Here is a 14,498-nt window from a genome sequence, read left to right as displayed (position 1 = left end):
GTTTCCGGTGAAATTTAAGTTGCTGAATTTTTGCTGTTATCTCACGGTTCATATTTAGCTACTTTTTAAGGCAGCTAAAATCTGAAAACAACAAAAAAATAATCTACTGTAGACAAAGAATACAGTAGATTATTTTTTAATTCATACTCCATTTTGTAGTATTTTATTATATTTTGTCAAAATTCCTTGAAACTTAGCTCGTTTTTTGAGTGAATATCTAATTTGCTATATACATTTCTAAGAATGGTTCTGACCGTAGTTTCCGATATATACAGTTTGCCCGCAATCTCCTTAGCACTAAACCTGTCTTTTGCAAGCTGTGCAATCTCTCTTTCCCTTGGTGTCAAAGGCGATTTTGTTTGAAGAAGCGCTTTCTTTATAATGCTTACCCCTTTCTTCTGACGTCTGCAAAGGGTTATTAAGTCCTCCAAAGCTTCTCCATTCTGACGGAATAAGTATCCGGGAGATTCCAAGAGAAACTCTTCCATACATTCCTGGTGCGCAAAGGGAAGATAGACTCTATCCTGTAAAGCCAGAGTAAGAGCTTCCTTAAGATGTCCCTGTGCTTCCTGATCATTTCCTGTATTACGTTTTGCTACGGCGAGAAATATATGTTGATGCACCTGGGGCAGAATATAATTAATTTCCTTGGCAGTATCCAGGACTTGCTGGGATATACCATATAGAACATTATACCGCTTTTCTATCAGCAAAAGCTGAGAATAAAGTATCTGTGCATAAGATATTGTAGGTGCATACAGTATTCTTTTCATGCTTTCCATGTCACAAAACCACTTAGCAACATTTTCTGTTGTGCCCAATATAAGACTCGTAACTGTCAGACACATATCAATCATGCGCAATACGGACAAACTGGAATTTTTCTTTGTATAGCCTCGGATATTATTTATTGAAGTAAAGTAGCCTTCCACATCACCCCGCAGAATTGCAATACGTGCAAATACCAATTCTGCACTGAGGCAAATATCAATCTGCTGGTGGCTGCGTGCTTCATAAAGTGCTTTATGGCATAAAATTTCAGCCTCGTCGTCTTTTCCCCTCATGAGCATTGCTTCTGCACGCAGGACGCTATTCGCACCATAGCCGTGTCCTCTTGTCAGCTTTAGGTAATAAGGCAGGCATTCATCCATATCCTGTAAAGTATCATCCAATTTACCGGTTTCACTCCAAAACATATTAAGAATGGAAGTACCTCCAAAAGTCCATGGCATATTCTTTACAATGATACAGCTGGGCCCACCCAGAATTTCTAAGGCTGCCCTTCTGCCTACGCTCATTTTCCGAATATCATTGTAAGCAATGAAAGAGGTCAGAAGCATATATTCACCTTTTAATCTCCTCAGCTCTTTCTGATCCAGTCCGGCCTGATTCTTATCAATCGCCGAACTAATCAAACGGCATAATTTTTGAAAGCTTTCCATTTCCCGATCAAACAGCATAGGATAAGCAAGCATCAACATGATAAAAGGGTATTTGCACAGAATTTCTTCCGGACATTCGTTAACCACTGCTATGACAAATTCTAATATATTTTTTTCTTTTTGATTAGCAAGATATTCTCCGTCAAAAGGTGTCGATAATATAGCCTCGAAATCCTTAATTCTGAAAAAGAACTGGGCTGCAAGATAGTACTGGGCATTCAAAGAGCAGGACTGTCCGGCCAAGTATAATATTCGTTTCTGAAAATCCTCTGATTGATGGTGATAGAAGCGGTTTCGCAGATAATCCTGCAATATACTGTGCATGCTGTAGATTCCATTATCAGGAAAGTAACGTATGAAATCGTTGGATTTTAACAACTCCTCAATTTCCTCCGGCAGTACCTCTTTTCCCATCATGATTGCCGCCTGCCGGGCGTTAAAACTATCCAGCACCGAAACCGAAAGTAAAAATTCTTTTTCTTCTAAGGTAAGCCTTTTCCAAATCGCCGCTTCCACCAAATGCTCAATGTCAGCGGTATAATCAAAAGAACCATTTTCCTCGAAGTTAATAATTTGCAGACGGATTGCAGATACCCACCCCTCCGTGCTCATAAATACACTCTCTAATTCCTCTTTGGTAAGCCGGATGCCTTCCATTTGGAATAGATTAGAGGTTCCTTCCCGGTCAAAGAAAAAATCGGATGCTTGAATTGTGTGTATATGAGTGTTATGTACCAAAAATTGTTGATTGGTCTCCAATTGCTGTGTAATAAATATCATATGAAGATTGGCATTTCCATGCAATGAAAAGACACTCATCAGTTCCCGGGGAATGTCACAATCTACAAGTTGATAATTATCAATTACTAAATAGGTTTCTTTCTGGCAGCAAAATTCCCTGAGGATTGCCGTCATATAGGAGAGGGTATCCAAGGTGGGCATCTCTAATTTTCTTAAATTAGCTGCAATTTCTTCGTTCACATTAGCCAAAAGCTCGCAAATACCCTGCCATGCCATAGAAGCCGGTTCACCCAGGCAAGTATACCAATACGCACAAGCGCCGGGAGGAAGATTACCATTTAAATACGCCTCCACAGCGGTAGTTTTTCCAAAACCATATGGTGCCTCCACAATAGTGAGAGGGTAATGTGGTATTTGGAAAAGCTGCTTTTTAAGTCTATGAGAGAAGTAATACATTCTCTTGCCTTTTGGTTTTTTACCCATTCGCTTTCCTCCAATTCCGGTTTGGGGGGAATATACCTTTATAATCCCAATTATTGGCATGAGAGGTTAACTCGCATTAGACTTCTGCGCAATTTACTGCTGCTGCGTATTCAAACACGCTTCTACAATTTTCATGTCCCACCGTACTCACAATTCGGTCCCGTGTACGGTATAACGTCACCACCTCTCTTAATTCCCCACTCTTTCCAGATTCCTTTATATTTAAATAATGCCCCTATAATATCTCTATTTTAATGAAACTATACTATAAAATATGGTAAATTTCAATATGTCAGGCCAACTTATTCGACATAAAGATACATATTTTGCATTTTTCTTTTATGATATAATTTTCAAAGGTAACCGTTCTGAATTGGACTATCAATGAGATTGAAACCTATATTTATCAAATAATTAGATTAATGAACCATGTAAGTATTTTATCCAATAGTCTTTGGTTTCAATATTAGTAAGTCTATCTAATACCTCTTCTTTTTTACAGCATATAAAACTATCAATTTCACCATCTGCACTATCTAACTCCTTCACATCCCCAAGATACCTAATTAAAAACATAGTCGTCTCCTGGGATGAAAAACCTATTTTAGAAGCGATTTCTTTTGCAAATTTAAAACAAAGTTTTTCTTTAAATATTTTTTCTATTTCATAGGTTCTACAACCGGTTTCTTCCCATATTTCCCTTTTCACGGCATCAAAATCATTTTCTCCTGCTTCCACTCCTCCCTTGACAAAATCCCATGAATCCATATGTATTTCCTTCACTTTTCCATCCATTATTTTAACTTTATGAACCAATAAATATTTGCCATCCTTATCATATATGATTGCACCAACTGCTTTTCTTTTCATAATGTTCCTCCTATTCAAAATATCAACTTTTGTCCATTCAATCATAAAATAACCCTCCATATCCGATAAGATTATTATATCAAATATGGAGGGTTATATGTAACTTTTCAGTGACCTAATATAAAATAAAGGTCCTGTCTTAGATTATGAATTTTTTCAATCATTGTCGGAAGAAAAAATAATAATATATTAGTTTTACTTGGAGTCTTGTCATTGTCAGGTTTTATACTGCTTTAACAGCCGTGTCAAGAAAAGAAAAAGGCGGCTATTGAAACACTTATCTTCTCTTAATAAGATTGGATAAAAATCCATAATTTACAATACCTTGGGTATACTATCTCTATGAGAATATACCTAAATTTCACGGATGATGTCTAGTCTAGTCATGTCATTTTTCAAAATCTTTGTCCTTTAAAGCGCTGGCGGTGGCATAAACCACACGCAAATCGTGAGGTGTGCAGATACGCAGTATACGTTCAATTTTACACAGCATCTCCTTATCACTGGTCTTTTCCGGGAAGAAAGCATTGTCAACCGAAAAATTTAGTGTAACAGCAATATTATAAAGTACCTCAACGGACGGCATTCTAGTTCCTGCCTCAATCTGCTTTACATGTACCGGCGTAATATTCAGTAACTCCGCCAGCTTTTCCTGTGTTAACCTGTTTTCCATGCGAGCATTTTTTATGGTAGTACCAAACTCTTTTCTATTTAACATGATATACTATGAGCCTCCTTTAGAGTAATCTTAAAGAATACATTCAGACTTGAAAATTATCTGAAAGAATATTAAAATATATTCTTATAGAATACCAACAAAATAATCACTTTATACATATCAATTAAATTTGATAAAAAAACCTATTCTTTAAAAATTCATTAACGACCTGAGAACAGGGAAAATAAAGGTTTTCATGAGTGTATGTATTATTCGATTTTTATTATGCTCTATAAACCTTTGCAATCATAAATCTCAGCATCCTGTAACAAGCTCAGGCTCGAAGTAGGAAAAATTTCCTATTCAATTTTTTAAAGAGTGGAACATTCTATACTTTAGAAAAAACCGCAGAAATCTCTGTGTTTCCAAGGAAGTAAGAGAAATAGAAAAAGTGACGCAGGAAACAGCCAATAAAAAAGTCCCGCATCTTGTTTGAGAAGTCTGAATGTTTATTGAGAAAGATAGTACTGTGGTAAGAAAATACAAGGAGAATTTCAATGAGACCTGAAACGCACTCTTTTACACCCCAAATGGTTTCAAATGTGATATTATCTCCCAGATGAAAAGGAGCAGTTAACATGATTTTTGAAAGCATGAGTCAAGCTATAGCATCTACGCAGATGCTTCAAAGATTTTATTCTGTCATCCGAATTAAGGATACAGGTAGTACAAAAATATTATACGACAGCGATAACTCAGACATGTCACATGAAAATCCTGTTTCTTTTACAGGTCAATACAATGCCGCACTCACAATCAGCGAGGATAATCATTCAATAGTACTTACAACTACCATTCCGGTATCTATTGGCGGCCGTTCATGCTATTTGGAATTGATACAACGTGCAGTAAATGATAATGAGGTAAGCCAGTCTGCATCTATGAAACATAAAAATATAATTCACCATATGCGTAAATTGGCTATTACGGACTCCCTTACCAGTCTTTACAATCGCAGATATATTTATGAGCAGCTTCCAATTGATTTAGCATGGGCTTTCCAGAATGATAATCCTATATCCGTTATCTATGCAGATATCGATTATTTTAAGGAAATTAACGATAAATATGGTCACATTGTAGGTGATTACATGCTGAAGGAAGTTGCGGATGTTTTACATCAGCAAGTACAAAGAAAAGATGGCTGGGCGGCACGGTATGGCGGTGACGAATTTCTTATCTGCCTGCCTTCTACTAACAAAACCAGCGCTGCCAGAATTGCAAACCGAATACGTAAGGCAGTGGAAGTCAAACAATTCATTATAGACTCCAATCATTTAAAAATGACTTGCAGTTTTGGTGTACAGACTATTTATAAGAAAAACGGTATAAACTCAGTTGATAAAGTAATAGAATTAGTGGATTGCAAATTATACCAGGCCAAAAATAAAGGAAGAAATAGAGTTGTTGTGTAAAATTATTCATATTGAAAAGCAGGTATAGCTATTAAATAAAATATCCTCTCACCAAGATCGAGAGGATATTATAGATATTTATCTGTATATGTCTAATATTCCACCCCTTTGTTAATAGGGTGGTTCACTATTTTGTAAAAAGAATTACATTAATATTTTTTTGGGAGCAGGTAATTCTTTTTCTCTATACTCTGGACTCTGTTCTTCCTTATTCCCTTCTTTGTGTTCCTTATTGGTTTGTAACAGTTCTCTTAATCTATGTTTAACCACCTAATTTATAAGTATTTCTATTGCCTGCAATAAAATCTGGATGAATTAAAACCATCGATTTCAGACATCCTAATATTTGATATAAATGATATTACTGGTATTTATAAGCCTTTCAAAATATATCAATCATTTCTTGTCAAATATCAGCGATGATTGTTCAGGTTACTTATCAATTTGAGATAGGAGATCGTGATGAATAAGATTGACATAAAAGGTAAACTAAGCATTTTTTCCACTACGTTAAAAGAAGTTTTTTTATCTTCACTACCTCTTGCTGGAATTATAATTATTGTTTGTGGTTTTATAGCCCCCTTAGACAGTATGTCTGATTATGTTAAATTAATCGTAGGCTATGTCAGTGTGGTTTTGGGACAAACATTGTTTTTAAATGGATTGAATATTAGTATCCTTCCTATAGGAAAGCTTGTAGGTGGATCACTGATTAAACTAAAAAAAGCAACTCTTATTATCTTTTTTGGATTTTTATTTGGCCTGCTGGCTACAGTGGCAGAACCTGCCTTAACCGTTTTAGCAAAACAGACAAATATGATTATGCCCATCATCAATCAAACTGTTTTTATCTGGATTATGGCAGTAGGCATTGGTATAATGGTAGGTTTTTCTCTCTTTAGAATTCTAAAAGATTTAAACATTAAAGTAGTCTTTGCTATATTGTATATCATAACTTTCTTAGTAATTATTATTGTTCCTGATGAATTTGTTGCATTAGCTTTTGATGGCAGCGGTGCAACTACCGGAGATATCTCCGTGCCCTTTATATTAGCATTGGGTATGGGTGTTTCTGTCACCATGTCTAAACATAAAAGTAATGATGATACGTTCGGTATTATTGGCTTGGCCTCTGTAGGTCCTATTCTTGCATTGGCTATCTACGGAATAATCCTTAACGCTCAATATAACGGCCTGCTTCCTGCTGAACAGATATATGACCCGGGTGCTGCGGTAAATATAAGTGAAATTCTTACCGGCAACCTATCAGGAGTGGCTTTGGCCCTTTTGCCGGTTATCATTGTATTTCTGCCCTTTCAATTTTTCTTGATTAAACAGCCCAAAAAAGAGTTTATGGATATTCTACTGGGAACTATTGTGGTATTTGCAGGCTTATTTATTTTTCTTTCAGGTATTGATTATGGATTTGCATTTGCAGGTAAATACATTGGAGAAGTCTTTTTAGATGTGTCTCGTCCTGAGTGGTTTAAATGGCTCCTTTTGATTATTGGTTTTATTCTGGGTGCCGCTATCACTTTATCAGAACCAGCTGTTACGGTACTGGGAGAGCAGCTTGAAGAATTAACCAACGGCCATATTCAAAAGATGACTATTCGTATGACACTTGCCATCGGTATTGGGTTCGCTTCTTTGCTTTCTATGGTAAAGATTTTAACTGAAATTCATATACTATGGTTTTTGATCCCACTCTATGCCATATCACTTATTTTGATGATATTTACACCAAAACTGTTTGTAGGGCTGGCCTTTGACTCTGGTGGTGTATCCGGAGGTGCTTTAACTTCTGCTTTCTTAACCCCTCTCACTCTTGGGGTAGCACAAGCTGTGGCGGCTACATCAAAAGCCGGTGGTCTATCCATCTTAGTTAATGGCTTTGGAATCATTGCATTTATTTCTGTAACTCCATTGATTGCTGTTCAATTTTTGGGTATAGTCTATGATATAGAAATTCATAAAACACAAAGATTACTGGAAGATGCTGAGATTGAAGATTTTGAAGAGCTGGCATTGCTTGCTGAGCACTTGGTTAAATTAAGAAATTACCCTGACGAGGAGACACCCGCCGAAAACAGGAACGATAAGCAAAACGAAGTTAACGTAGACAAATAGAAATCAGAACATAATATTATATAGGAGGGAGATAAAACCTTGACTAAGCTTGAACATGGTATCGATTTTTTAACCTTAATAGCAGGTAGGAAATATAAAGAAGGAATTTTAAAATTGTTATTGGACTCTGAATGTCATCTTATCGACGTAGTGTACGCCAAAGGTTCTGTCAAAAACGGGTATTTTAAAGATATGCTGGGACTTGTACCGGAGGAGAAGAAAGTTTTAATTACATGTTTAATTGCTGACAATCTTTCTTCCAAATTGTTGGATCAATTAGTAACAAAATTCAACTTTGATAAGCCAAATACAGGTGTTGCTTTTGTGGTTCCTGTTGATAAGTTATCATTATAATCTGAGGAGGAAGATAGAATATGAATTGTAATATGAAAGCATTGTATATTGTTGTTAATGCAGGATTTGCTGAAGAGATAGTTGAACTTCTTAGTTCGGAAGGTGCTGCCGGTGCCACTATAATAAATGCCCGTGGTATTAGTTCCTTCCACAAAGAAATCATGGGAATTAGTATAGATACTGAGAAAGAAATAATTTTAACTCTCACCGGCAACGAAACCGCTGACAAGATTATGGAATTCATAAAACAAAATACCGGCTTCAGATCAGCTGCCCATGGCATATGTTTTGCACTCCCTGTAACAAAGACCATCGGTCTTAGCCAGAGTATCTTGAATTCACCGGAAATAAATAAGTAGATATTAACATCTATATACTTCAGATTAGTGTAGGAGAACAATTGGTTTTTCCAAATCTATCAAGCTTATCAATCATCTATAAAACTGCCGTTTAGGCATATCAGGCCCAAGCGGCAGTTCTTTGGTAATTATTTAATATTTTTATCTTCTTATCCTATTTTTCTTTCGCTTATGAGTTTTATTTCCTATAACTTATCAGCCGTTATCATCCAAATCAATTTATCTATCTGTTTGCTTTTAATTCCAGCTGTAATAGGGATCTAACAATTAATTTTTCTTTCATTTAAAAATCAAACAAGCTTATTTGCCCAGTCTTTAAGGATTTTACTTTTCGGTTAGTTATAACGTCATCCTTATTAACAGCCCCGCAAAGTAACGGGGAATTAATATCATACCTTTTGATACTGTCTGCTACCCTGACATCATTAAAATTAGCATAACAATACTTACAGCCATTCCTACAAGTATTATAAGTTCCAACTTCAACACTTTCAAGACAGCCGCATTCTTTTCTCTGATTTTTATCTTTTTCACCTTGTAACTTATAACCAATAATTTTTTCTATTAATCTCTTATCTATACAGCATCCATGTTTTATTCCGGCATTCTGCAAGTTAATAACTTCGGCACAGGACTCAATATCCATTTGATTATTAGATGCTATCTTAGCCATATCCGCTGCTAATTCTAACATTTCCGATTCAGAAAAGGGCCTGATATTTAATTCTTCCATATTACGCTTTGTTTTCTCATACAAATCAATAAAACTTATTATTACTTTATCCGTATATCCTCTTAGCTTTTCTGATATTTCTTTGAAGGCTTTTACATGATATTCCATAGTATAATTACGATTTAATAAAATTGGGTCATATCTCCATATTACCTTTTCAGGACCTATCTTTTTAGATAAGTTCTGAAAAACAGAGATCATATGCTGTCGTTTGTCTGGTAAATTAAGTTCAACGTCCCTGCCGTAACCGGTAATTGTAAATTGAAAATAAAACTTATATGCCTTTAATTCATCCAGTCTATCCATCATATTCTCAGGATTTTTTGTCCAAAAAACAATACAGTCTACTACATCGGGGGATAAATCTATTTTACTTATTTGATGTGCATTCATAGGATTTCTTACATATAAAAATCCTTCTTTTATTCTATTATAAAACCAATCAGAATAATAGTTCGGAATATCTGTTCTTCGGCTAACACTCAATATCATGTTTATTCCCCTCCCGCTAATATATCTTGAAATGTGACTAGTATATCATTTTGGTGTAATAATATCAACAAAGCAGTCATGGCTTTTTACGAAACAGCAACCATGATTTCTTACGAAAAAACACAAAATCAGCAATAAAAAAACCCGCAAAATCAGCATTTATTGACTATCTGACTTTTAACTGATATAATGATAAATACAATCAATAAAAAAGGATGTGAGACAATGGACGAGAATCCTCGAAGTCGGTTAAGCGACCTCGCCCCCCAGTATAAAAACATAAATCGATTTGGTTGGCGTTTTTCGCGGGCTATTGTTCATTGCGCTTGTGTGTTAATGGACTAATTCAGCCTGTGTATAAAGTGCTGCCTCTCGGGCAGCTTTTTTGTTGTTTTTTTATGTTTTCACTGGGGAATCCTAAAATAAAGAAAGGAATGATTCCAGTGAATTTATTAAAAAGAAAAAATCAAAATAGTGAGATTCAAAAAAACAAATTTGACACCGAAGTAAAACTTCGTAACTTTGCCTTTATGACTACAGAGGAGCTCTTCTCCTATTTATCCGCTACCCAGAAGGGTCTTACAAAAGAGGAAGTTGAAAGCAGACAGGATGAATTCGGAAAAAATGTCATAACTGCAGGAAATAAGAACACAACCTTTCACCGACTGATGGAAGCAGTCATTAACCCTTTTAATATTATTTTACTTCTCATTACTGTTATTACGTATTTTACGGATGTAGTTTTATCCACCCGGCCTGATTACCTTACTGTTACTATTATTTTATCACTAGTGGTTCTGTCCAGTCTAGTAGCTTTTGTGCAAAGCCAGCGTTCCAACTCTGCTGCTGAAAAGCTTTCAAAGATGATCTCCAACAAGGCAGAAGCATGGAGGGATGGAAGGCTGGCCGAAATATTAATAGACGAAGTAGTTCCCGGTGATATTGTACGGCTTTCTGCAGGTGATATGCTGCCTGCGGATGTGCGTTTTTTAACAGCAAAGGATACATTTATTGCTCAGTCAGCTTTGACCGGCGAATCCAATCCAGTGGAAAAATTCAGTGACATAAGAAATCAACCCTCTGATGGATTGACAGACTTGTTAAACATTGGATTCATGGGTTCCAACGTTGTCAGCGGCAGTGCCACAGCTGTGGTGCTGGGAACCGGTAATTATACGTATTTTGGCTCCATGGCGAAAACGCTTTCCAGCGACAGGGCAAAAACCAGCTTTGAGCGAGGTGTTGGTTCTGTCAGCCGATTATTGGTTCGTATGATGCTGGTTATGGTGCCTGTTATATTTCTCATCAATGGATTTGCAAAAGGCGAATGGCCTAATGCCTTACTTTTTGCAATTAGCATTGCGGTTGGACTTACACCGGAAATGTTGCCGGTAATTATGACATCTACACTGGCTAAAGGTGCTGTCTCCATGTCAAAGCACAACGTAATTGTCCGCTCCCTTGGCGCAATTCAGACCTTTGGAGAAATGGATGTGCTTTGCACCGATAAAACCGGAACGTTAACAGAAGATAAAATTGTATTAGAAAGATATATGAACCTACATGGTAAGGATGATGCCCGTATCCTACGCCATGCCTACCTCAACAGCTATTTCCAGACTGGTCTTAAAAACCTGATTGATCTTGCTATAATCAATCGGGCTGAGCGGTACGGTCTGGAAGATATGCTGGGGAATTATAGCCGTGTGGATGAAATCCCCTTTGATTTCACTCGCCGTAGAATGAGTGTAGTTTTAACTGATAAAAATGGAAAACGACAGCTTATTACTAAGGGTGCTGTAGAAGAAATGATTGGTATCTCATCTTTTGTGGAGATGGACGGAAAGGTTTTACCCATGGATGAAGAAACCAAGCGAGCTGCCTTGGCGGTCTACGAAAAGCACAATGCTGACGGTCTTCGAATAATTGCAGTAGCTCAGAAAAATAAAGTTCCTGAAAGTGGTGCCTTTAGCGTTGCCGATGAAAAGGATATGGTTTTAATCGGATTTGTAGGCTTCCTTGATCCCCCTAAGAAAAGTGCCAAATCCGCAATTATTGCTCTCCGGGAACACGGAGTAAGAACAGTTGTTCTCACTGGGGACAGTGAAGGGGTAGCCGTAAAGGTTTGCGGCAAGGTAGGCGTAAATACCTCTCACTTATTGACAGGTCGTGACGTAGAACAGATGGATGATGCCAAATTGCTGGATGCTGTAAAAACATGTAATTTGTTTGCAAAATTGTCACCATCACAAAAAGAGCGGGTTGTAAAAGCTTTTCAAATTGCCGGGCACACAGTGGGCTATATGGGTGATGGCATTAATGATGCCCCAGCTCTGCGTCAAGCGGATGTAGGTATTTCCGTTGACAGTGCCGTAGATATTGCTAAGGAAACTGCCGACATTATTTTGTTGAAAAAGGATTTGATGGTACTTGAGGAAGGTGTTATCGAAGGCCGCCGAACATTTGGAAATATTGTAAAATATATTAAAATGGCGGCAAGCGGAAATTTCGGTAATATGATTTCGGTTATCGTTGCAAGCATATTTCTTCCATTCTTACCCATGCTTCCGGTACAGATATTAACCCAGAACCTGCTATGCGATTTCGCTCAAATGGGAATGGCCTTCGACAGTGTAGATGACGAATATGTTAAAAGGCCACGGAGATGGGAGACAAAATCCATTAAGTCATTTATGGCATATATGGGACCCCTTAGCTCTGTATTTGATATTTTATGCTTTGCAGTTATGTGGTGGTTGATTGGAGCAAAGACAGTTGAATTATCACCATTGTTTCAATGCGGATGGTTTGTATTCGGAACAGTTTCACAGGTATTGGTTATCCATATGATTCGTACATCTAAAATACCATTTTTACAAAGCAATCCGTCTTTGCCTCTGCTAGTATCCACTTTTACCGTTGCCTTCGTGGCAATTGCTATAGGATTCAGCAATTTTTCAATTGGTATTGACATGATGCCATTACCCTTTACCTTTATGCCATGGCTCGTGCTCATTCTGGCAGGATATTGTCTGTTTGCCCAATTAATTAAGAAAATATATGTAAGACGGCATGGAGAATGGCTATAAGTAATAAACATATTTTCCTGCTAATAACGCCCGGAGCGCCTGAGAGATACCAAATGCATTTCATTCTCAGGCTTGCCCTAAAGGGCTTTTTTTATGTCTAAGGAACTATGTTAGAAAGATAAACTTTAAAGGCTTATCTTTAACAATGATTCTTTCTGCCTAAAAAATTCGTACCAAGGATTCCAATGATAATCATAATTGCTCCTATTATATGATAACTTTCTAGCTCCTCATGTAAAAAGATAACTCCGGCAAGCATTGTAATTAGTGTTGATAAATTGGTGAATACGCTCATCTTCGTCGCATCTATTTTTGACAAAGAATAATTTGTTAACAGTGATGTTATTAGTGATGACAATATTCCCAAATATAGAATTGAAATCAGAAATAGGGGCTTTGTAAATGGTTTAAAATAATCAGCAAAAGTTCCTCTTATAATATAATCCCCTGCAGATATTGTGTTAAAACTTAAGAAACCAATAACAATCATAATATAGGTTAAATCAATTAGCCTATATCTTTTTGATGCTTTCCTTGCTAATACGTTATAACAAGCAGAGGAAAGTGCCGATAGCACAATCAAAGCAATTCCGATAAAGCTTCCGGACTTTAGCTCTATACCTTTCATAAGAAATATATAAATAACTCCGCACACTGATAGCAGCAGAGATATCTTTTGTAAGAAACTGATATTTTCTTTTAAGAAAACAGCCGCCAAAATCATGGTAAAGACAGGAACTGTAGCTTGAACAATACCAGCCTCAGAGGAAGATATATATACTAACCCAAAGGCTTGAAATGCAAAAAAGAGTGTTGGATAGAATAAGGCAAGGGGCAAAATGGAAAGTATATCTTTTCCCTTTATATTCAACTTTATCCACCCAAATAAAACCGGAATAGAGGCTGCAATAAATGATATTGTAAACCTATGTGCCAGAATATTCATAGGATTTGTTACCGTTAATGCTATCTTTGTAAAAAGAAAGGATAATCCTATAATAAGGGCGTATAGAATGGCGGCAAGATATGCCTTTGTGTTATTACTATTTTTCATATGTTAGTCTCCTTATTGGTTTTTCCTGAACCTGAATGAAGTTCAATATAATTTTAACTGTTTCTTTTTGTAATAGTATTTCATCAGTTCCATAGCCAAGTGTTATTATTATGTTATCAGCATTTTCCACTAATATTTTTCTCTTGTCTTTTTCCAAATAGTTCAAACACTCATTATGAGCAATTGCAAAAAGCCATGTTTTAATACTACTTTCTCCCCTAAAACTTTTTCTTCCTTTTATAACTTTTAAAAATACATTTTGTAAGATATCTTCTGTATCAAACGAATTTAAACACATTATATACACATAACGATACAAATCATTATAATAGCATTCATACAAACTTCCTACATCTTGCTCCAACATAACCCTCCCTCCTATGATAACCTTTAATTTACCCTTACATTATTAATGCTTTGAATCAGAATTGCAACTCGTTTCGTAGTTACCCAAATAAATTTAAAAATATATCTCTTTTAATAATTAGACTATATATCATACCTTTTCGTTACACTATATAAAAGTTTATTTGCGAAACTTTATTTTTGTAGTCTTTTTAATAATTTTTTGGCACACATGCACAAAACAGTAGGAAAATTAAATTCTCCTACTGTTTT

At 36.2% G+C, this 14,498-nt stretch carries 12 protein-coding genes; 5 read left to right on the top strand and 7 right to left on the bottom strand.

The features are described 5' to 3' along the window. Positions 1-176: 176 nt before the first annotated feature. The 3 genes from RT261_RS04080 to RT261_RS04070 form a co-directional block, all read right to left on the bottom strand. Complete coding sequence (locus RT261_RS04080) at positions 177-2,666, bottom strand: LuxR C-terminal-related transcriptional regulator (RefSeq protein ID WP_313129680.1); 2,490 nt, start codon at positions 2,664-2,666, stop codon at positions 177-179. A 414-nt stretch (positions 2,667-3,080) separates the two neighbouring features. Further along, positions 3,081-3,536: an NUDIX hydrolase gene (locus RT261_RS04075; RefSeq protein ID WP_313129677.1), complete on the bottom strand. Its 456-nt coding sequence runs from the start codon at positions 3,534-3,536 to the stop codon at positions 3,081-3,083. Positions 3,537-3,924: 388 nt separating this feature from the next. After that, entirely contained in the window at positions 3,925-4,254 is a 330-nt protein-coding gene (locus RT261_RS04070; RefSeq protein WP_313129674.1) for a helix-turn-helix domain-containing protein, read from the bottom strand. Between the two features lie 578 nt (positions 4,255-4,832). On the opposite strand from RT261_RS04070, the gene RT261_RS04065 reads away from it, so the two are divergent. Continuing rightward, the gene (locus tag RT261_RS04065; RefSeq protein ID WP_313129671.1) at positions 4,833-5,669 is read left to right on the top strand and encodes a GGDEF domain-containing protein; all 837 of its coding nucleotides are present in this window, start codon (positions 4,833-4,835) and stop codon (positions 5,667-5,669) included. Positions 5,670-5,813: 144 nt separating this feature from the next. On the opposite strand, the gene RT261_RS04060 is transcribed toward RT261_RS04065, so the two are convergent. Beyond that, a complete protein-coding gene (locus RT261_RS04060; protein ID WP_313129670.1) occupies positions 5,814-5,939 on the bottom strand; it encodes a hypothetical protein in 126 nt (41 codons plus the stop codon). A gap of 192 nt (positions 5,940-6,131) precedes the next feature. On the opposite strand from RT261_RS04060, the gene RT261_RS04055 reads away from it, so the two are divergent. The 3 genes from RT261_RS04055 to RT261_RS04045 are packed head-to-tail and all read left to right on the top strand — an operon-like array spanning position 6,132 to position 8,512. Beyond that, a complete protein-coding gene (locus RT261_RS04055; protein ID WP_313129667.1) occupies positions 6,132-7,799 on the top strand; it encodes a DUF1538 domain-containing protein in 1,668 nt (555 codons plus the stop codon). A 39-nt stretch (positions 7,800-7,838) separates the two neighbouring features. Continuing rightward, the gene (locus RT261_RS04050; protein WP_313129664.1) at positions 7,839-8,153 is read left to right on the top strand and encodes a hypothetical protein; all 315 of its coding nucleotides are present in this window, start codon (positions 7,839-7,841) and stop codon (positions 8,151-8,153) included. A 20-nt stretch (positions 8,154-8,173) separates the two neighbouring features. Then, the gene (locus RT261_RS04045; protein WP_313129662.1) at positions 8,174-8,512 is read left to right on the top strand and encodes a P-II family nitrogen regulator; all 339 of its coding nucleotides are present in this window, start codon (positions 8,174-8,176) and stop codon (positions 8,510-8,512) included. 283 nt (positions 8,513-8,795) lie between these two features. On the opposite strand, the gene RT261_RS04040 is transcribed toward RT261_RS04045, so the two are convergent. Beyond that, the gene (locus RT261_RS04040; protein WP_313129660.1) at positions 8,796-9,737 is read right to left on the bottom strand and encodes a DUF1848 domain-containing protein; all 942 of its coding nucleotides are present in this window, start codon (positions 9,735-9,737) and stop codon (positions 8,796-8,798) included. Positions 9,738-10,180: 443 nt separating this feature from the next. Here RT261_RS04040 and mgtA point away from each other — a divergent pair, with 443 nt between their 5' ends. Next, positions 10,181-12,826 carry a magnesium-translocating P-type ATPase gene (mgtA, locus tag RT261_RS04035; protein WP_331665390.1) on the top strand — a complete coding sequence of 882 codons (2,646 nt, stop codon included), beginning with the start codon at positions 10,181-10,183 and terminating at the stop codon, positions 12,824-12,826. Between the two features lie 139 nt (positions 12,827-12,965). Here mgtA and RT261_RS04030 read toward each other — a convergent pair whose 3' ends face one another. Then, entirely contained in the window at positions 12,966-13,880 is a 915-nt protein-coding gene (locus RT261_RS04030; RefSeq protein WP_313129654.1) for a DMT family transporter, read from the bottom strand. After that, the gene (locus RT261_RS04025; protein ID WP_313129651.1) at positions 13,870-14,247 is read right to left on the bottom strand and encodes an RNA polymerase sigma factor; all 378 of its coding nucleotides are present in this window, start codon (positions 14,245-14,247) and stop codon (positions 13,870-13,872) included. The genes RT261_RS04030 and RT261_RS04025 overlap by 11 nt, the downstream gene beginning before the upstream one ends. Positions 14,248-14,498 lie beyond the last annotated feature (251 nt).

Source organism: Anaerocolumna sp. (genome assembly GCF_032079385.1).
Taxonomy (GTDB): domain Bacteria; phylum Bacillota; class Clostridia; order Lachnospirales; family Lachnospiraceae; genus Anaerocolumna.
This window is presented reverse-complemented; position numbering and strand designations above follow the sequence as displayed.